The organism is Carnobacterium sp. GW821-FHT04C06, from assembly GCF_059420345.1.
In genome coordinates, this window is the sequence record NZ_JBWKTN010000001.1 from 541,206 (window position 1) to 561,181 (window position 19,976).

General features: G+C 34.4%; 22 protein-coding genes. 5 read left to right on the forward strand and 17 right to left on the reverse strand.

Going from position 1 to position 19,976, the window contains the following annotated elements; genetic code table 11:
- Window positions 1–4: 4 nt before the first annotated feature.
- Window positions 5–310 carry a DUF1033 family protein gene (locus AC07SW_RS02590; RefSeq protein WP_236707218.1) on the reverse strand — a complete coding sequence of 102 codons (306 nt, stop codon included), beginning with the start codon at window positions 308–310 and terminating at the stop codon, window positions 5–7.
- 148 nt (window positions 311–458) lie between these two features.
- On the opposite strand from AC07SW_RS02590, the gene AC07SW_RS02595 reads away from it, so the two are divergent.
- Window positions 459–734, forward strand: a complete 276-nt coding sequence (locus AC07SW_RS02595) for an acylphosphatase (RefSeq protein ID WP_463684370.1) — start codon at window positions 459–461, stop codon at window positions 732–734.
- Window positions 735–800: 66 nt separating this feature from the next.
- Entirely contained in the window at window positions 801–1,718 is a 918-nt protein-coding gene (yidC, locus tag AC07SW_RS02600) for a membrane protein insertase YidC (protein ID WP_119908261.1), read from the forward strand.
- A gap of 52 nt (window positions 1,719–1,770) precedes the next feature.
- Here yidC and AC07SW_RS02605 read toward each other — a convergent pair whose 3' ends face one another.
- Window positions 1,771–3,198 (reverse strand): HAMP domain-containing sensor histidine kinase, encoded by a 1,428-nt coding sequence (locus tag AC07SW_RS02605; RefSeq protein WP_494632225.1) that lies wholly within the window; start codon window positions 3,196–3,198, stop codon window positions 1,771–1,773.
- 89 nt (window positions 3,199–3,287) lie between these two features.
- Window positions 3,288–3,974: a response regulator transcription factor gene (locus AC07SW_RS02610; RefSeq protein WP_034568891.1), complete on the reverse strand. Its 687-nt coding sequence runs from the start codon at window positions 3,972–3,974 to the stop codon at window positions 3,288–3,290.
- A gap of 393 nt (window positions 3,975–4,367) precedes the next feature.
- Between AC07SW_RS02610 and AC07SW_RS02615 the strand changes: the two genes are divergently transcribed.
- Window positions 4,368–4,925, forward strand: coding sequence for a hypothetical protein (locus AC07SW_RS02615; RefSeq protein WP_494632181.1), 558 nt, complete (start codon window positions 4,368–4,370; stop codon window positions 4,923–4,925).
- 71 nt (window positions 4,926–4,996) lie between these two features.
- Here the strand turns inward: AC07SW_RS02615 and gnd are convergent, their stop codons facing one another.
- Both gnd and AC07SW_RS02625 read right to left on the reverse strand, forming a co-directional pair.
- Window positions 4,997–6,424: an NADP-dependent phosphogluconate dehydrogenase gene (gene gnd, locus AC07SW_RS02620; protein WP_034568886.1), complete on the reverse strand. Its 1,428-nt coding sequence runs from the start codon at window positions 6,422–6,424 to the stop codon at window positions 4,997–4,999.
- 96 nt (window positions 6,425–6,520) lie between these two features.
- Complete coding sequence (locus AC07SW_RS02625; RefSeq protein ID WP_494632182.1) at window positions 6,521–7,642, reverse strand: M20/M25/M40 family metallo-hydrolase; 1,122 nt, start codon at window positions 7,640–7,642, stop codon at window positions 6,521–6,523.
- A gap of 156 nt (window positions 7,643–7,798) precedes the next feature.
- Here AC07SW_RS02625 and AC07SW_RS02630 point away from each other — a divergent pair, with 156 nt between their 5' ends.
- Both AC07SW_RS02630 and AC07SW_RS02635 read left to right on the forward strand, forming a co-directional pair.
- On the forward strand, window positions 7,799–8,755 hold the full coding sequence (locus AC07SW_RS02630) for a magnesium transporter CorA family protein (RefSeq protein WP_034568881.1): 957 nt from the start codon (window positions 7,799–7,801) through the stop codon (window positions 8,753–8,755).
- 75 nt (window positions 8,756–8,830) lie between these two features.
- On the forward strand, window positions 8,831–8,980 hold the full coding sequence (locus tag AC07SW_RS02635) for a DUF4044 domain-containing protein (RefSeq protein ID WP_074403285.1): 150 nt from the start codon (window positions 8,831–8,833) through the stop codon (window positions 8,978–8,980).
- Window positions 8,981–9,021: 41 nt separating this feature from the next.
- Here AC07SW_RS02635 and AC07SW_RS02640 read toward each other — a convergent pair whose 3' ends face one another.
- From AC07SW_RS02640 to AC07SW_RS02695, 12 genes are all read right to left on the reverse strand, one after another.
- Entirely contained in the window at window positions 9,022–10,260 is a 1,239-nt protein-coding gene (locus tag AC07SW_RS02640; protein WP_034568879.1) for an ABC transporter permease, read from the reverse strand.
- Window positions 10,257–10,967 carry an ABC transporter ATP-binding protein gene (locus tag AC07SW_RS02645; RefSeq protein ID WP_034568877.1) on the reverse strand — a complete coding sequence of 237 codons (711 nt, stop codon included), beginning with the start codon at window positions 10,965–10,967 and terminating at the stop codon, window positions 10,257–10,259. The genes AC07SW_RS02640 and AC07SW_RS02645 overlap by 4 nt, the downstream gene beginning before the upstream one ends.
- Window positions 10,968–10,981: 14 nt before the next feature.
- Window positions 10,982–12,151, reverse strand: coding sequence for an efflux RND transporter periplasmic adaptor subunit (locus tag AC07SW_RS02650; protein ID WP_034568874.1), 1,170 nt, complete (start codon window positions 12,149–12,151; stop codon window positions 10,982–10,984).
- A 208-nt stretch (window positions 12,152–12,359) separates the two neighbouring features.
- On the reverse strand, window positions 12,360–14,063 hold the full coding sequence (gene recN, locus AC07SW_RS02655; RefSeq protein ID WP_135024130.1) for a DNA repair protein RecN: 1,704 nt from the start codon (window positions 14,061–14,063) through the stop codon (window positions 12,360–12,362).
- Window positions 14,064–14,099: 36 nt separating this feature from the next.
- Window positions 14,100–14,549, reverse strand: coding sequence for a transcriptional regulator AhrC/ArgR (gene ahrC / locus AC07SW_RS02660; RefSeq protein WP_034568869.1), 450 nt, complete (start codon window positions 14,547–14,549; stop codon window positions 14,100–14,102).
- 184 nt (window positions 14,550–14,733) lie between these two features.
- Window positions 14,734–15,552, reverse strand: coding sequence for a TlyA family RNA methyltransferase (locus AC07SW_RS02665; protein WP_034568867.1), 819 nt, complete (start codon window positions 15,550–15,552; stop codon window positions 14,734–14,736).
- An 8-nt stretch (window positions 15,553–15,560) separates the two neighbouring features.
- A complete protein-coding gene (locus tag AC07SW_RS02670) occupies window positions 15,561–16,451 on the reverse strand; it encodes a polyprenyl synthetase family protein (protein ID WP_494632184.1) in 891 nt (296 codons plus the stop codon).
- 12 nt (window positions 16,452–16,463) lie between these two features.
- Entirely contained in the window at window positions 16,464–16,694 is a 231-nt protein-coding gene (locus AC07SW_RS02675; protein WP_034568863.1) for an exodeoxyribonuclease VII small subunit, read from the reverse strand.
- Window positions 16,694–18,031 (reverse strand): exodeoxyribonuclease VII large subunit, encoded by a 1,338-nt coding sequence (xseA, locus tag AC07SW_RS02680; protein WP_494632185.1) that lies wholly within the window; start codon window positions 18,029–18,031, stop codon window positions 16,694–16,696. The genes AC07SW_RS02675 and xseA overlap by 1 nt, the downstream gene beginning before the upstream one ends.
- A gap of 22 nt (window positions 18,032–18,053) precedes the next feature.
- Entirely contained in the window at window positions 18,054–18,893 is an 840-nt protein-coding gene (locus AC07SW_RS02685) for a bifunctional methylenetetrahydrofolate dehydrogenase/methenyltetrahydrofolate cyclohydrolase (protein ID WP_034573423.1), read from the reverse strand.
- A 205-nt stretch (window positions 18,894–19,098) separates the two neighbouring features.
- The gene (nusB, locus tag AC07SW_RS02690; RefSeq protein ID WP_034568858.1) at window positions 19,099–19,530 is read right to left on the reverse strand and encodes a transcription antitermination factor NusB; all 432 of its coding nucleotides are present in this window, start codon (window positions 19,528–19,530) and stop codon (window positions 19,099–19,101) included.
- Window positions 19,527–19,952, reverse strand: a complete 426-nt coding sequence (locus AC07SW_RS02695; protein ID WP_034568856.1) for an Asp23/Gls24 family envelope stress response protein — start codon at window positions 19,950–19,952, stop codon at window positions 19,527–19,529. The genes nusB and AC07SW_RS02695 overlap by 4 nt, the downstream gene beginning before the upstream one ends.
- Between the last annotated feature and the right edge of the window lie 24 nt (window positions 19,953–19,976).

The window sequence follows — 19,976 nt, forward strand, 5'->3', positions numbered from 1 at the left end:
CTTTCTATTTTGAAGCTGTCGGTTGAAACACTTCAAAAGGTCGATCATCTTTTAAAAGCATGATACTATGGAATAATTGTATGTCATCTTCGCAATCTTCGCAATATCGTATTTCTGTTTCATTCCAAAATGCAGTTAAATAAGACTTTTTTGTTTCTTTATAAGGATACTGCATCTCTAACTCTGAATAAATTTGCTGATATGCTCGGCTAGCTTCTTGAAAAGTCGCATAATCATTTTGTGAAACAATATCGTCTTTCCAATCATCAAAAAACCACCAGGGTTCATATTCACCATATAATGCAATCACTTGATACAAATAGATCCCCTCCTGTTTTTTATCTTAATTTAAGTATATCATGACTTACTCTAATTGGCTTTTTTGTAGTTTGATTGACTAATCACAAATTCATCGTTAAAATACTTATATTGTTACGTATTAGAAAGGAGAAGATTTGATGAAAACCATTCGTATGAAGGTAAAAGGTCGCGTGCAAGGTGTTGGATTTCGTTATATGACGAAGATGGTTGCCGATCAAATTGGCATATTTGGAATTGTACAAAATGAAGCGGACGGATCGGTTTATATCGAAGCAAATGGTGATTCAGATAAAATCGATTTATTTATTGCTAAAATTAAGCAGTCCCCAACCCCCAGCGGTCGAGTCGAAAATCTCCAAGTTGAAGAAGATGCATCTATCAAAATTCGCAACAAATTTTCAGTAACTAATTGAAATCTGACTGCGATTCAAGTATAGTTAGAAATGTTACCTATTAAATTAATCAAAGGATCGTGAAACATGAATAAATTAAAAAAATTACTTTTAACAAGTAGCGTATTAAGTCTTGTCCTATTCTTATCTGGTTGTATGAAAACTGATAAAAATGGGAATGGAACAGGTTTTATTTACGACTATCTTGTTGTGCCAACAGGAAATTCTATCATTTGGTTAGCTGACTTGTTTAATGGCAGTTATGGAATGGCGATTATTTTTATTACGTTAATCGTTCGTGTCATTATTTTGCCTTTAAATTTAAATCAAGCGAAAAAATCAATGATTCAGCAAGAAAAGATGGCTGTCATTAAGCCTGAAATGGATGTTATCCAAAAGAAACAAAAAGAAGCTGCCACGCAAGAAGAAAAAGCTGCTGCTCAACAAGAATTAATGGCACTTTACAAAGCCAATAATATGAGTATGACTGGTGGAATCGGATGTTTACCAATTCTAATCCAAATGCCTATTTTTACTGCTATGTATCAAGCAATTCGCCTTTCTCCTCAGATTGCTGAAAGCAACTTCTTAGGAATTAACCTTGGCGATAAAAATGTCTATCTAGCAATTGCTGCTGGTTTAGTTTACGTCGTGCAAGCTTACCTTTCAATGATTGGCATGCCTGAGGCTCAGAAAAAACAAATGCGCATGATGATGTTTATGAGTCCAGTAATGATTTTAATTTTCACACTTCAATCACCAGCGGGGCTTGGTCTTTATTGGTTAGTCGGTGGAGTCTTTGCTTGTTTCCAAACTTTAATTACAAATTTGTATCACAAACCTAAAATTAAAGCTGCAATCGCAGAGGAAATGAAAAATCGTCCGATTCAACCTGCTGTCGTTCAAAAAGCTAAGCCAATCAAAGCTGAAGAAATTAGCGCAGCTTCAAAAAAAAATACACCTAATCCTAAAAAAGGACGTAATTCTGGTAAACAGAATCGTTAATTTAAACAAAAAAGAAAGGAGCGAATGACCTTGGTCACTGGCTCCTTTCTTTTTAATTTTCTTTTAAAATCGGTAAACTAATTCTAAAGATTGTACCGTGATTTAAAACACTTTCAACGGAAATCGTTCCTTGGTACCCATCTAGTAGCTCCTTGGCGATCGCTAAACCCAATCCATTTCCACCTTTGTCTCGACTTCTTGCCTTGTCGATTCGATAAAAACGATTAAATATTTTTTGCAAATCCCCTTGACCAATTCCTTCACCAAAATCTTGAATGGCAATTTGAATAGCGTAATCATCTTGGGCTACGGAAATGTGAATCTCTTTACGATCTGTTGAATATTTCACTGCATTGTCCAATAAAATAATCAAAATCTGTTCAAAATGATTTCGGTAAATTTGAACATTCACATCTTCATCGACGTCATCATCTAAATTAAAAACAAAATCTGGGTGAATCATACTAAAATTATTAAAGGTTTGATGGATCATATTTTTTACATTTGTTTTCTCATGTTTATAATGAATTTCCACTTGTTCGGCTCTAGAAAGATCTAGCATTTCTTGTACTAAGCTCTTCATCCGTTCAATTTCTTGTAAGGATGCAGACAAAGATTCGTCTAAAATAACAGGATCTTCTTTTCCCCAACGATTTAATAGTTTTAAATGACCTTCCATAATAGCTACTGGCGTCCGTAATTCATGAGAAACATCTTCAACAAATTGTTTCTGCTGTTCAATGTATTTTTGCATTTTATCTAACATATCGTTGAAAAGCCTTGTCAAATCAGATAATTCATCGTTTGAATCTGGTACGACCATTCTTGAGCGCGATTGCGTATCCTGTCTAACATCATTCATTGTTCGCGTCATTAGCTTAATTGGTTTTAAGAAATTAATGGCTAATAAATAACCTAATACACCACTCACAATCAAGGCTAAACTTCCCATTGTCAGCATCACCAAAACAATTTTATTGCTCATTTCATGATAACGCAATAATTCATTGGTTACTTGAACATATCCAATAATATTTTGATTCTGACTAGACATAATTGGCATTGTCCCTGAAAATCCGTCTTTCCCATCAATTTTGATTGGTTTAATTTCAGTATACGCTGTTTTAGTGAACGTTGCATGACTTGCTCTTGATTCATACAACAATCGTGAATTTGGATCAAAAACTCTGACCACAACTCCTGCTTCATTTATTTTAGCGTAAAGTGTATCGATTGAATCATATGAACTGTCATCAATCAAAAACCTTGAATCTACTTCTGAGTCATTTGTAGTCGGAAAATTAGGTTGTAGTGTTTGAGTCACTTTTTCATTTGTTAAATTAGCAGATTCCAATTTCAACTTATTAGAGACTGCAAACAAAGTATCTTTTACATTTGCATGCTCTTGTGAAATCATCATTTGTGTAAATCCCATAAAAATAGCGACAGAAAAAAGAGTGTACGTAAAAAAGATTGCCATACTTGCGCCAATCGTCCACTTCCATTTAAGAGAAACCCGCTTTTTTACTTTAGGTTTCTCCTCTTTTTCACTGTCAATAATTTTATTGCTCACGAGCGCATCACATAACCCGTTCCACGAACTGTTTGAATATAGCTTTCTTCGTTAGGAACATCAATTTTATTACGCAAATAACGGATATAAACATCCACCACATTCGTTTCAACTTCTGTTTCATAGCCCCATACTTTATTTAAAAGAACATCTCTTGCTAAAACTACGTTAACGTTTTCCATCAAAGCTAATAACAATTCATACTCACGCTTCGTTAATTCAATCACTTCATCCCCACGTCTGACAACACGATTTTCTTTTTCAACAGTGATATCACGGTATGTAACCGTAGTTTGTTTCGTAATATTTTGTTCGCCTTCAATATCAATGCGACGTAACAACGCACGTAAGCGTGCCAATAGTTCTTCAATCGCAAAAGGTTTCACAATATAATCGTCTGCTCCATGATCTAAACCAGAAACTCGATCAATCACAGAATCTCTTGCAGTCATCATGATAATTGGCGTATTTTTCACTTGACGAATACGGCGGCAAACTTCAATTCCGTTTAATTCTGGTAACATCAAATCAAGCAAAATAGCATCCCAATCATCTGAAAGCGCTGCTTCAAGTCCTGCTCTACCATTATTTTGAACTTCAGTTTCATAACCTTCATGTTTTAATTCTAACTCAACAAAGCGCGCTAAATTCTTCTCATCTTCAATAATTAATATTTTATGCATACCTATTCACCTTTTCCTTTATACTCAGTGGATTTATTCTTACACTGCGACTTTAGTACAATAACATGTTTGACCTCTTACTACAATCTATTTCTAATTGAATTTTCACTTCATTTTACCATAAATAAATAAAAAATAAACGTTATACACCTAATTCAATCATTTTTTACTCTTTTTCAAATTAAATTCTTCAGTTTTTTTCAAAAAATAAAAAAACATTGAGAAAATGATAATAGCCTAAATTCTTCTTCAATAGATAATTAATATAAAAAAACTATACCAAAAAATTGTAGCTATTGTGACCTATTCAGCAAAATGATATAATTGAACCGTTGTTATTTTTGTTTGAATAAACGCTTTTATGTAAAAGATAAAAGAATATAGGAGGAGACAATGGCTAGAAAAATGCTATATCCAAAAACGAAAAAAAAGAATCTCAAACGAAAGATACTCATTCTCGTTGTAATTATCTTACTATTGACAATTATTTTTTTCGGTTTCTACAAAATGAAAGTAAAAAACGAAAGGGTTGTTTTCCGATCTCCAATTATTTTTATAAATCAGAATAGTTTTATCAATGAAAAAAGAATGGCTTCCCCTATTCAAAATGGAGTCACGATAGAGGTACTGGATAAAAAAATTGTACCCAGCGAACAAAAAAAAGATTCCTCAGTTACCCTCGAACTAGAGATTCGAACGAAAAATAATCTTACCAAAGCAATTAACATTAACTATTCCGATTTTTTACTTATCAAAGATGACGTTAGTTTCGAACCTGAACTAAACTTTGCTACTGACTTTTTATACCAAGATGCTATCAATCCTGATATCACTATCACTCGAAAGCTTGCCTTTAAAGTCAGTGAAGAAACGGCTCTTAGTAAAAAAGTACTTTTAGTGACAGATAGTAAAGAATGGATTAGCAATCTAGATAGACCAATTTCTAACTAAAAAAGCATGGAAAACTACTTGGAAAGAAATCTTCCCATTGTTTTCCACGCTTTCTTTTTTAATTTAAACGTTTATTTATTGTCTTCCCCATACCAATCGTAATGATAAACGCCTTCTTTATCCGTTCTTTCATACGTATGAGCACCAAAATAATCGCGCTGTGCTTGGATTAAGTTCGCTGGTAAGTTTTCTGAACGATAAGAATCGTAATAAGCAATAGCTGATGAGAAGGTTGGAATTGGAACGCCTGCTTTAACGGCAATTCCTACAACATCACGAACAGCATCTTGATAGTTTTTCGTAATATCAATGAAATACTCATCCAATAATAAGTTTTTCAATGCTGGCTCACGGTCATAAGCATCTGTAATTTTTTGTAAGAAACGAGCACGGATAATACATCCTGCACGAAAAATCTTAGCAATTTCACCATATTGTAAATCCCAGTTGTATTCTTCACTCGCAATACGCATTTGAGCAAATCCTTGTGCATAGCTCATGATTTTACTAAAGTATAAAGCTTGACGAATTTTTTCGATAAATTCTGCTTTCTCTTCTGTTAATGTAAATGTAGCTGGTTTTGGTAGAACTTTGCTTGCATTCACCCGTTCTTCTTTCATTGCTGAAATGTAACGTGCGAATACGGATTCTGTAATTAGTGGCAGTGGCACACCTAAATCCAATGCACTTTGTGACGTCCATTTACCTGTTCCTTTATTTCCAGCACGATCTAAAATCACGTCAACAATTGGTTTTCCTGTTTCTGGATCTTTTCTTGTTAAGATGTCAGAAGTAATTTCCATTAGATAGCTATCTAATTCTCCATTGTTCCATTCCGTGAAGACTGCTGCTGCTTCTTCTACACTTAAGCCCGCAACATCTTTTAATAGTGCATAAGACTCTGCTATCAATTGCATATCGCCATATTCGATTCCATTATGAACCATCTTAACATAGTGACCAGCACCATTTGGGCCAATATAAGTGACACATGGTTCGCCATCTTCTTTAGCAACAGCCGCAATTTTTTCAAAAATAGGTGCAACTAAATCGTAGGCTTCTTTTTGTCCACCAGGCATGATTGCAGGACCTTTCAAAGCTCCTTCTTCCCCACCTGAAACACCTGTACCAATAAAGTTAATACCTGATTGATCCAACTCTTCATTACGACGAATTGTATCTTTAAAGAAGGTATTTCCTCCATCAATTAAAATATCGCCTTTATCTAAATGAGGCAACAACGCTTGAATCGTCATATCTGTTGGTGCTCCTGCTTTAACCATAATCAAAATACGACGTGGTTTTTCAAGAGAAGCCACAAAATCTTCTATTGTATAAGTTGGCACCAATTTTTTATCTGGATGCTCTGCAACAACTTCTTCAGTTTTAGAACCTGTACGGTTAAAAATAGAAACGCTATATCCTCTGCTTTCAATATTTAAAGCTAAGTTTTTACCCATTACTGCCATTCCGATAACGCCAATTTCTTGTTTCGACATTTATGAAACGCTCCCTTCAAATGCTTACATTTTAAAACTCTTCATTATCGTACCAAATATTTGCTGAAAATAAAAGAATTGATTTCTTTTATTCTTTTATTTACTACTTACCACCGTTACGATTTGATACGCTAATTCTGCAGCTTTTTTTAATTCCTTAGTTGGAATGTATTCATGAACCGTATGAATTTTCTCATATCCAATGGATAAGTTGGTTGTTGGCTTGCCTTTTCCATTAAAAATAGTTGCATCACTTCCGCCACCGCTTGTTTGATAATTAGGACGAATACCTAGGTTCATAATTGCTTTTGCCGCAACTTGAACAACTTGAGTTTCTTTGGTAAAACGATAGCCGTCATAATTTTTCTTAGTTAAAACGACTGCTGAACCGCCCATTTCAGATGCAATCGTTTCAAACGTTGATTTCATGTGGTTCACTTGATTTTCACAAGCTTCTTTTGACAATGACCGCGCTTCTGCAATCACTTCTAAGCGATCCATTACAATATTAGTAGCTGTCCCACCACTGATTAAACCAATGTTTGCTGTTGTTTCTTCATCAATTCTACCTAATTTCATATGATGAATCGCATTTGCTGCAATCTGAACTGCTGAAATTCCTTTTTCAGGAGCTACTCCAGCATGAGCCGTCACACCTTTAATCAAAGCTTCGATACGATATTGAGTCGGGCTTCCAACTGTAATGCTTCCAACTGGGCCACCTGTATCTAGAACGAACCCGTAATTTGCAGAAAGTTGTTTAACGTCAAACGCTTTAGCACCAACTAATCCGCTCTCTTCCCCAACTGTAATCACAAATTCAATTGGACAATGAACCATTTCTGATTCCTTTAGTGTTTGAATGAGTTCAAATAAAATCGCAATCCCAGCTTTATCATCTGCACCCAAGATAGTCGTTCCATCGGTTTGAATCACACCATCTTTGATAATAGGTTGAATATTTTTCCCTGGCATTACCGTGTCCATGTGACAAGAAAAGAAAATCGTCTCCAGACTGTCATCTCCAGCTAATACCGCAATCAGATTGTTCGCACCAAAACCTGTTTCTCCCTTGGTTTGATCTTCAGTTACTTCTAATCCTAGTTTTTCAAATTCTGATTTTAAATAAGGTTGAATCGCTTCTTCTTGTTTGGTTTCTGAATCGATTTTCACCAAATCAACAAACCGTTGAATAAGTCTTTCCTCGTTGATTAACATTGACTACCACTTCTTTCCTGATTGTATTCTCTATTTTAAGTGAAACGACCCATTTGTGCAACTCTTCCTACTTTATAGTTTATTTAAGTTATTTGGATTGTTCTAGTGTATAATGAAACTATGAGTTTATGAAAAATGGATAAGGAGATTTCACTTATGATTCAAGGTTTTCGTACAAATGGTGTTGGTGAATTAATTACTGACAATCAAGAAATAAGTGGTGGTTGGATTAATGTAAACGACCCTACTGATGAAGAAATTACTAAATTAGTTAAAACATTCAATTTTCCAAGAGATTATATTACCAGTGTCTTAGATGAGAATGAAAATTCAAGACAAGAAATGCTAAAAGAAGAAGATGAAGATGCAGCTTCTCTTATTGTTATGCAATACCCTCACTTAATGATTGGTGAATTGGGTTACATCGAGTATGTGACACTTCCTATTTCAATCATTTTAACTAAAAACACCTTGATTACTGCTTCAAAACATACACCCTTATTCATTACAAAAATGATTCAAAATCAAGAGGGATACAAAATCGATACTACTCATCAAGAGCAATTTGTCTTACGCCTTCTATGGCACATTTCAGCCTCTTATATTCATTTTTTAAATGATATTGATGATGAAACAAAAAAATTAGAGCTACAACTTACGAAGTCAACTAAAAACGAACAGCTTTTTGCTTTGATGGCTTTGCAAAAAAGCTTAACTTACTTCTTAACCGCAATTTCCAGCAATCGTCCGATTCTAGATATTATGAAAGAAACCGATCGTTTTAGTAAGAATGCTGTCGCTCGTAGTTTCTTGCATGATGTAATTGTTGAAAATGAACAGGCTGAAACGATGATTCATCAATACCGAGAAATTTTAGATCAGGTTAGCAATGTGTTTTCAGCTGTTGTTTCAAATAATTTAAACAATATTATGAAAATTTTAACCTCTATTACAATTGTTTTAACTATTCCTACTATTATTGGCGGAATTTACGGAATGAACGTTGACTTGCCATTATCGCAAGCTCCAAATGCTTTTTGGATTGTTTTGTTATTGATGTTGATTATTAGCATTATTACAGCTTGGATTTTAAAAAAGAAAAACTATTTTTAAATCATCACTTGAAAAAGCAGTCTCATTAAGTGTAAAATGATAGAGACTATTTAAAAAGAAAGTGAGGAACTATTCTTGAAAAATAAAGATATTTATAAAACAAGCTATAAGAAAAAACAACCTACTAAAATGGAAAAAATAACAAAAATCGTTGTTTGGATTATGTTATTCGCAATGATAGGTTCAGGTGTACTGTCAGTTGTCTATACTTTATTCTTTAACTAAAAAAAGAGAACACTCTCCATAAGAGTGCTCTCTTTTTTTAGTTAACGATAGATTGCTTTGATTGGGTCCATTTTTGCTGCATTAATTGCAGGTATAATTCCAAATAGAATCCCAGTAAAAATCGACACAACTGTTGAAATAATAAAGATTTGAGGCGTCATTACAGGAATTATTTGGACAAATGATCCTAGTAATTTAGATAGACCATAACCTAATGCGATTCCTATCAATCCTCCGATTAAGGTGATAAAAGCTGCTTCAAGTAAGAATTGTAGTAAAATCGTTCTTGGTTTAGCTCCAATTGCTCGTCTAATCCCAATTTCACGTTTTCTTTCAGTTACCGAAACATACATAATATTCATCACGCCAATCCCACCAACAAGAAGTGAAATTGCTGTAATTGCCATTAAAAATCCTGTCATTCCACCAACAGCATCTTCCATCATTTTTTGTTGTTGCTGTGCACTGTCGTTTTCTTTGAAAATTCCTTTTACCTCTGGATGGGCTTCGGTCATTCTATTAACGGCTTCATCTAAAACTTGTTGGCGATCCGCATCAGGTTTTAATTTCAAATTAATTCCTTGGATTTGTTTTGATTTTGCCAACTCATTATAAGAAGCTCTTGAAACAATGCTGCTTCCAACGGTATTCCAATCTAACTCCATGCTTTCGCTTTGAGAAAGGTTATTGTAATCGAACTTTTCTTTAATTCCAATTACCTTGTACATGTAACCATTAATTGAAACCGCCTGATTCAGCATTTCTTCTGGCTTATCCATCTTGATTTGATCATCAAAAACACTGTGATCTAAAATAATCACATCACGATTGGCATCTCTGGATTCGATTTGACGACCAAAGGCTAACGGAACTTCGCCGGTATTAGGGGTTGCCATTAAACTTGCTTTTGCCCCAAAGTAATCCATATTGACATCAATATTATCGCCACCTGCTACTCCACCATAATCTGGATAGATTGCATCAATGCCTTTTATGTCTTTTATTTTTTTCAAATCAACTCTTGTAAAAGAAAAATCACTATCCTTATAACTAATATAGTTCATTCCATCTGATTCTTCGTCTTCCATACTGTATTGAATTTTCATAATATTTGCATTGGTATCATTAGCTGACATTACTTGCTTTTTCATCCCGGCACCTAAAGTTGAGATACAGACAACCGATGTGATTCCAATAATAATTCCAACCATTGTTAAAAATACGCGAAGCTTGTGTGCTCTTAAACTTAAAAAGGTGCTGATTAAAATATTGATAATCATAAAGTCACCCCATTCTCTACAAAGACGCCATCTTTCATTCGAATTACTCGAGTTGCGTATTTTGTCATATCTTCATCATGCGTTACCATGACAATTGTTTTGCCTTCTTTATTTAATTCACTTAATGTACTCATAATTTCTTTTCCTGTTTCACTATCTAAGGCACCTGTAGGCTCATCTGCCATAATCAACAACGGATTGTTCACTAACGATCTTGCAATCGCTACACGTTGCTGTTGTCCACCTGACAACTCAGTAGCACGAGACTTTAATTTTGTTCCCAAACCAACTAAGTCTAAATATTTTTTTGCTCGTTCGTGTTTTTCGCTACTTTTTTTGACCCCTTGATAAACCATTGGCAATTCAACATTTTGAATAACATTTAAAGAATCAATCAAAAAGAACTGTTGAAAAACAAAACCAAAGAACTGATTGCGATAATCGGACTTCTTATTTTCGGATAAAGAAGACACATCCGTTCCTTTAAATAAATAAGTTCCATCTGAAATTCGATCTAAAAACCCAATAATATTCATTAAGGTCGTTTTACCGCTCCCTGATTTCCCCATAATCATAATGAACTCACCTTCATAAATCGTTAGGTTTAATGATTTTAGGACATGAAGTTTTTCTTTTCCCATTGGAAAATACTTATTGATTTCCTTTAGCACAATCAAAGGGGTTTTTTCATTTTTTTCATTTTCCATTGATTACGCCCCCCTTAATTTTCAACAGTAACATTGCCATTAGCAGCATCTGTTTTCTCTGAATGATCGCCTTCTAGTAAATCGCCTTCTTTAACTTTTTTCTTAGAAGAAACAATTACTTTATCAGCAGACTCAAGTCCTGACGTCACTATCGTATTTTTCCCTTTTTCTTCGCCAGTTTGAATTTCACGACGAATCACTGATCCAAAATCATTGACTAATACGTAACGAATATCCCCTTCAGTTTGGATTGCTTTCGTTGGAATTTCAATTGGATCGTTGCTTAAATTAATGGTTGCTTGTACATGGTAGCCATTTTTCACACCTTCAAATGAATCCAAGGCTAATTTAACTAGGTAAGATGACATACCCGCTTCTGCACCTGCTGTAGCATCTGCAGCACCTTCAGCTCCAGCTGTTTCTGGCGGATTATTATCTATATAAGTGATTTTCCCACCCACTGTTTTACCTGTTGGAACAATTTGAATATTGGCTTTTTGATCAATAGTAATTTTTGCTAAATCTTTTTCATTTACTTTTCCTGATACGTAATATCCTTCAGAAGTTAATTTTAAAATAGGTGCATTTGCATCCTTGATTTCTGGAATCGCAACTTGTCCTCTGAATTTTGCAGTTGTGTTCACATATTGTTTTTCTTTCAAATTAGCAATCGTACTTGTTGAAAATTGAATATCTTCATCAATGGTTGCTAATGCCTCAGTGTACTCTGATTCTATTGCACTTTTTGATGTAGTTCTCTCTTCTTCTGGTGTCGCATTAAAATTAGCAAGCGCCTTGTCTCTTCTAGCAATTGTATTGCTACGTTTTGTTTGATTTCTACTCACTGTGTTGTTTTGTTCTTCTATCAATTGGGTAATCTCTTTATCTTCATAAGTAAATAAAACGGTTCCTTGATCTACAATATCTCCATTATTTACTTTGATTTCTGGTTGTGTTCCTAGTTTTTCATTTTTAGCAAATGATTCTGTTTGATCTGGTGTCACCACTCCATTGATGTATACTTGCTCAACATCTGGTACGTCAAAGTAATCAATTCCATCATCGACTTTAGCACTTTTCCCAGCCTCTTCTACTGTACTTGATTTCATCATACTTTTTACTACGAATCCACCAATAATTAATACAACCACTACTACAATACCAACAATCCATTTTTTCTTCATTGTAAGCCTCCTAATTTTTAATTAATAATTCCTTATAAGTATATCTATTTTAAGCATTTATGAGAACCCTTTAATCGGAAGTTTAGATAAAAATCATCCTTAGGTTGTAGGTGAATAGGTCTTTTCTGTCACAAAATCGTCACATTTAGGTAACGTTTGTTATTTAAAATACTTAAAAAAAAGAAAATCAGCAAGTTGATTTTCTTTTTTAAATGTATTTGTGTTTTTCAGTTTTGGCTAGTTCTAGTAATTCTTTTGCATGCTCTAAAGTCAATTTAGTTATCTCAGTTCCTGCTAGCATTCGAGCGATTTCTTGTACTTTAGCTGATTTTTTTAGCAAGTCAACATGGGTCTCTGTTCGTTCTCCTACAACAGTTTTGGAAATAAAAAGATGATGATCCGCCATTGCTGCAACTTGTGGCAAATGAGTAATACATAAAACTTGTGAATGAACAGCTACTAAATAAATTTTATTCGCAATTGCTTGTGCTACTCGACCACTTACTCCAGTATCAACTTCATCAAAGATGATACTAGTAATCCCTAAGTTTTTTGAGAAAATCGTCTTCATTGCTAACATCATTCGAGAAAGCTCTCCACCTGAAGCTACTTTTGCTAATGGTTTTAAAGGTTCTCCCGGATTGGTTGCAATATAAAACTCAACCTGATCAATTCCGTTTTCACTGAAGCTTTTTCCATTTGTTTCTTTTGAAAGGAAGCGAACTTCAAAAATAACTTTTTCCATATAAAGCTCTTTTAATTGCTCATGAATACTGATTTCTAGATCTTTAGCAACTTCTTGTCGTTTTTTGGACAATACTTGCCCTTTTTTGGTCAATTGTTCTGATAATTCTTTGAGTTCAGTTGTTAACGTATAAATATGATCTTCTCGATTTTTAATTTGGCTTAATTCAATGGTTATTTTTTCATAATAATTCATGATTTCAGCTAAAGAATCGCCATATTTTCGTTTCATCTGATGAATCAGTTCAAGTCTCTTCTCGATTTCATTTAAACGATTTTCATCATAGGCTAGCTGATCCATTTCTTTTAAAATATCACTAGCTGCTTCTTGTAGTTGAAAATAACTATTGGAAATACTTTCAGAAATTTGTTTGTACTTGCCATCGATTTCTTCAATTCCACTCATTTCAGTCATCGCACTGCCAATTAAATCGATGCCACTACCTTCCTCTCCTTGCAGAGCATCATAGCTAACTGAAAGGGCACCAACAATTCGTTGATAATTAACTAATAAGTTTTTTTCTTCTTCTAGTAAATCATCTTCTCCAACAACTAGTTCAGCTAATTCAATGTCGTTGGTTTGATAAGCTAGCATATCCATTCGTTGAGCTAATTCTTGTTCGCTATTTTGCCACTTCTCATAAGTTGTTTTAGCGGTTTGGTAGGCTAGATAAGTTTGATGATAATCTGCTTTTAAGCGACTTAATGTCTCATTACCAAATTGATCTAGCATTCCTAAGTGACGTTCTGGATTCATTAATTCTTGGTGCTCATTTTGACCATGAATGTCAATCATCGTTTCACCAATCAAACGTAATGTAGCAATATTGACTAAGCGTCCATTAACTCGACAGACATTTTTCCCATTTCGGTGAATATCTCGTTGAATCAAAACGGTATGATCTTCAAAATCAATATCATATTCTTTTAATAAATCAAAAGTAGTGGCTTCTTTATTTAATGAGAATAAACCTTCTAGGACGCATTTGGACTCACCGTGACGGATAAACTCGCTTGAGCCTCTTCCACCTGCTAATAAACCTACTGCATCAATGATAATTGATTTACCTGCACCCGTCTCACCCGTTAAAACGGTCATTCCATTTTCAAAGCTTAATGACAAATCGTGAATAATCGCGAAATTTTTAATGGCTAGTTCTTGTAACATGTTTTCACCTCTCAAAACCGTTTTTGCTTTTAATTTTTATAATAAATGTAAAAAATGATCTTTAATTCTTGTCGCAGCTTCTGCTGATTTACAAATAATCAAGACAGTATCATCGCCACAAATCGTTCCAAATACCCCTTCAAAGCTAGAAGAATCGATTAATGATCCTAATGCATAAGCATTTCCTGGAATCGTTTTTAAAACGAGAAAGTAATCTTGCATGTCAATCGAAACAAAAGCATCTTTGACCAGTCGTTCCAATTTTTTTGATGTATCGTATTGTGCATCTGGTGGCATACTGTAGCGATAACCGCCAGTTTGTGAGGGAACTTTTACTAGATGAAGTTCTTTGATGTCTCGTGAAATAGTTGCCTGTGTGACCACGATTCCTCTTTCTTCTAATATACGCACAAAATCCTCTTGTTTTTCAATTACATTATCCTGAATCAACTCTTGTAATAACCGATGTCTTTCTTTTTTCTTCATGATTACACCTCGTTTTCTAAAAACAGTATATTTATGCAATGATTTAACTCTATCATAACGTATTTTACTTTCGGAATAAAGAATTAAGTAAAAAATATAGTTGTTTTTAACACTAAATGTATATTCATACTCAAAAAACAGCACTAAAATAAGATTCTTTTCTTAATTTAGCACTGTTTTTTATTTATTTTTTCAAACGCTCATAAGCACTGGCTAAAGTAGAATCCGCATTAACACTATAATTTACAGTTCCAGTAACTTTGTCATTCCATTTTAAATGCATTAAAAATTCAATATTGCCTTCGCCACCAGTGATTGGTGAATAATCAAGAGCCATTACATCATATCCGATACCAACTACAAATTGAATCATATCGTCTAATACTTGTTTATGAACAGCTGGGTCACGAACGATTCCTTTTTTGCCAACACCTTCACGACCTGCTTCAAATTGTGGTTTAATTAAAGCTAATACATCGCCACCAGGTTTTAAAATATCTTTTAATACTGGTAAAATCAAACGCAGAGAAATAAAAGAAACATCGATTGTCGCAAATTCCGGTTGTCCTTTGGTAAAATCTTCTAATTTACTGTGTCTGAAATTAACGCGTTCCATTACTTCTACACGTTCATCTTGTCTTAACTTCCAAGCCAATTGATTGTAGCCTACATCTAACGCATAGCTCATTGTTGCCCCATTTTGTAAAGCTGCATCGGTAAATCCACCCGTTGAAGAGCCAATATCCAACATAACCTTATCCGTTACATCCACGTCAAATACTTCTAAGGCTTTTTCAAGTTTCAAGCCACCACGACTTACATAACGCAATGTTTCCCCTTTGATTTTAAGTACGGAATCTTGTGAGATTTTTTCACCTGGTTTGTCTAAGCGTTCTTCTTTTTCATTATAGATTTGACCCGCCATAATTGCTCGTTTCGCTTTCTCTCTTGTTTCAAATAGTCCTTGTTCAACTAATAAAATATCCACTCGTTCTTTCTTCATTCCATCGCCTATCTTTCTTCTATCAAAAGCATATCGGCAATCTCATTTAAAAGACTTGCGTCAAATACTTCATTATTTTTTTCGTAATTAAGAGCTTTTTTCGCTTGTCCTAATTCTTCATTTAACGCTTCAATAGCGCCAGTTAATGTCAATAAATTAGGATAAGTACTTTTTTCATGGATTGCATCCATGCCAGTTTCTTTCCCTAACTCCGTCACATCTCCAATAACGTCCATCACATCATCTCGAATTTGAAAAGCCAGTCCCAAATGAAGAGCGTATTGTTCAAGCGCATTTAAAGCCAATGATGAAACTTCTGCAATAATCCCGCCTGCTATAGCTGCAAAACGTAATAATTCCCCTGTTTTTCTAGCATGAATTTCTTTTAATTCCTTTAAGGGAACTTGTTTTTTTTCAGCTTCCATATCCGCCACTTGACCGGCAACCATCCCTGTTGGTCCTGCTGACTTAGCCAATGCTGAGATAAGCTTTACTTTTTTATCATTTGATAAAGGACTTGTTGCAATCACTTCAAAAGCATAGGTCAATAGACCATCACCTGCTAAAATCGCCATATCTTCACCATAGACAATGTGATTGGTTGGCTTGCCTCGTCTTAGAGCGTCGTTATCCATTGCTGGTAAATCATCATGAATCAATGAATACGTATGAATGTATTCTAGAGCCGCTGCAACTTCAAATCCTGCTTTTGGATTTTTTCCGAATGACTTTAGTACCGCTAATAAAAGTAACGGGCGGATTCGTTTGCCACCTGCTGACACAGAATAGTTCATTGCATGATATAATGTTGAATTTGGTAAAATTTCTTCTTTTAATGTGTTGATTAAAAAGTCTTCAAACAAGGGCATTTGTTGCGTTTGAAAATCAATTAAGTTCATTTAGGTTACTCCTTATTCTGAATCTGTCTCAAATAGTGCTTCTTCACCGTTTTCATCTACCATTTTTGTTAGCGTTTTTTCAGCATTTTGTAACGTTTCTTTACAAATTTTGCTAAGACCTACACCTTTTTGAAATTGTTCTAAAGCTTCTTCTAAAGGAACATCGCCTTGCTCTAAGTTGGTTACGATTTCTTCTAGTTGTTGCATTGCTTCTTCAAATTTGATTTGTTTTTTTACAGTCATTAGATTTCCTCTACTTTCTTAGTCACTTTTGCTTCAATTTTTCCTTTATGCAAATGAATTTCAATCACTTCATCTTTTTTAACTTGTTCTGATTCTTTAATCACTTCACCATTTTTAGTGACATAACTATACCCACGATCCATGATTTTTAAAGGACTTAAATAATCAAGAGACTGCATTAACACGTGAATAGTTTGTGTTTTTTCATCCATATAGCGTCTCATTTGAAGAGACAATTGCTGGGTTAAAACCGCTATTTCTTGTTGTTTTTGTTCAACTAATTGTGTTGGATTATGAGCTTTTAGTCTTAATTCCAGCAAACTTAAACGATGATTATTTTGATTAATTTTCTCTTCTATATTGCGAAACAATCCCTCAGTTGCTATATCTAAATTTTGAGCATAACCTTCATATAGACGCTCAGGTTGTTTAAAAATATACGAACTTAAACTACGATTTAGACGATGATCTAATACGTCAATTTTACCTTTAAAAGCTTGCATTAAGCGAAGTTTTAATTGTTCTATCTTCATAAGTTCATCTGCTAATAATGGTACGGATAATTCTGCTGCTGCAGTTGGTGTAGCTGCTCTCACATCTGCTACTAAATCAGCAATTGTTGTATCCGTTTCATGTCCTACTGAAGAGATACTTGGAGTCGTGGCTTCAAAAATAGCTCTTGCAACAATTTCTTCATTAAATGGCCACAAATCTTCAATCGAGCCACCACCACGAGCGATAATCATCGTATCAAAATCGCCGATTTCTTCTACTAGTTTAATGTTTTTAACAATATCTTTTGCTGCTTGATTCCCTTGAACTAATGTAGGAAAAATCACTAACTGTACAATTGGATAACGTCTTTTAACAGTGGTCATAATATCTCTTACAACAGCTCCAGTTGGACTCGTAATGACAGCTATTTTTTTAGGGAAAGTTGAGATTAATTGCTTTGGTGCATCAAACAATCCTTCTAGTCGTAATTTTTTTTTAGTTTCTTCTAAAGCTTGATACAAAGCACCTACACCATCAGGTTCCATATGTTCTACGTAGATTTGATAATTCCCACTGGCTTCATATAAAGAGATGCGACCAACAATTAGGACTTTCATTCCCTCTTCAGGCGTAAACTTCAATTTTTGAAAAGCAGGTTTAAACATAATTGCAGAAATCTTAGCCTGATTGTCTTTTAAGCTAAAATATTGATGCGCATTTGGACGCATTCTAAAATTTGAAATTTCTCCTGTTAAATAGATTCGCTCTAAATAAGGGTCTTGATCAAATTTACGTTTAATGTATTTCGTTAGTGCTGTAACAGTTAAATATTCTGTCGTCAAAAGGATTCCTCCTTATTTGCTTCTATTGATTTCCTTTTTTACGTGCATTTTTGATTGTTTGATAAAGCAACATTGTAATCGTCATCGGGCCTACGCCTTTTGGAACTGGTGTTAAAAATCCAGCTACTTCGCTAACCTCACTCGTTGCCACGTCTCCAATCAATTTGCCGTTCTCATCACGATTCATTCCGACATCGATCACAACTGCACCAGGTTTGATAAATTCTTTTGTTACAAAATGACCTCGTCCTATTGCAACAACCAAAATATCTGCCTGTTTTGCAACCTCAACTAAATTTTTTGTTTTAGAGTGAGCGATGGTAACAGTTGCATCCTCCATTAATAAAAGCTGAGCCATTGGTTTGCCAACAATATTGCTACGGCCAATAATTACGGCATTTTTCCCGGAAATGTCAATATTATAACGAGCTAATAATTTCATAATACCATAAGGAGTGCATGGAATCATATCTGGTTTTCCAATTAATAATTTCCCCATATTTATAGGATGAAAGCCATCCACGTCTTTTGTTGAATCAATCGCATTTAGTACTTTATCTGCATCAATATGCTCAGGTAATGGCAACTGCACTAGTATACCATGAAAGTCATCATCTTGATTGAATTTTTCAATTTCTTCTAATAATTCAGCTTCTGAAATCGTCGCTGGATAACGTTCTACAACAGAATGAAAACCTAGTGCAATCGCTCTTTTTTCCTTATTTTTAACGTAGGTTTGACTGGCTGGATTTTCGCCTACTAGTAATACAACTAAACCAGGTGTAATTCCCTTATTTTTTAATTCTGCAACCATTTCTTGCATATCTATTTGCATTTCATCTGCCAAACCTTTACCATCCATTATCGTTGCACTCACTACTGACCCACTCCTTAAAATTCATTTTGCATTTCTATTTTACCACAATAAAAAGCTTCAAAATAGTAATAAAGGCTTTTAACAACGAAAATAACGACAATTAAATCGAAATTTATTAAATTCATTCGTTTTTAGCTTCTTTAAAGAATTCCATAAAAAAAGAGACCCACAAGCAGTCTCTTTTTTATAATTATTCAGCTAGTTCATCGGCTACTTTTGCTAGAACTCCGTTAACAAATTTACGAGATTTTTCATCACTGTAAAGTTTTGTAATTTCAAGAGCTTCATTCAAAGCCACTTTAGCAGGAACGTCCGTCACATAAAGCATTTCAAAAATAGCAATACGTAAAATCATTAAATCGGTTTTTGCTAAGCGTTTCATTGACCAATTTGCTAGATTTTCTTCAATTTTTGCGTCAATGACTGCTTGATGCTCGGTAACTCCTGAAGTTAATAATTCCAAATATTTAGGTACTGCAACTCTGTCTACCTCGTCAGCAAGCTCTTCGTGACTTGTTAAAGCTTGTTGCATCGCTTGATCCGCAGAAAGATCTTCGTTAGCAGCTAGTTGGAATAATGTTTGTAAAGCTTTTTCTCTAATCTCGCGTCTTGTTAAACTCACGCATCTTCACCATCTTCATCTTCTAAATCGATTAATTTTTGAATCTCAGCTTTTTCTGGGATAATTGCTACAACATGGATATTGACTTCAGTTAGTTCAATATCTGTCATAAACAATAATTGTTGACGAATTTTTTCTTGCATTTCTAACGCTACTTTAGGAACCGCAACGCCATAATTCAAGTAACAATAAACATCTACTTTCAAGCCTTCTTCATCGACTGTTAGACGGACACCTTTTTTATGATTTACGCGTCCAAATAATTCAGTCACTCCTGAAGTTAAGCTGCCATGCATTGCATAAACGCCTTCTACTTTACTTGCTGCGATTCCTGAAATCACTTCTATTACTTCTGGTGCAATTTCAATTTCTCCCAAGCTTGCTTTATTGTCTTGTAAGGTTAATTTTGATTCTTCAGCCATAGGGCAACCCTCCACTTTTTATAT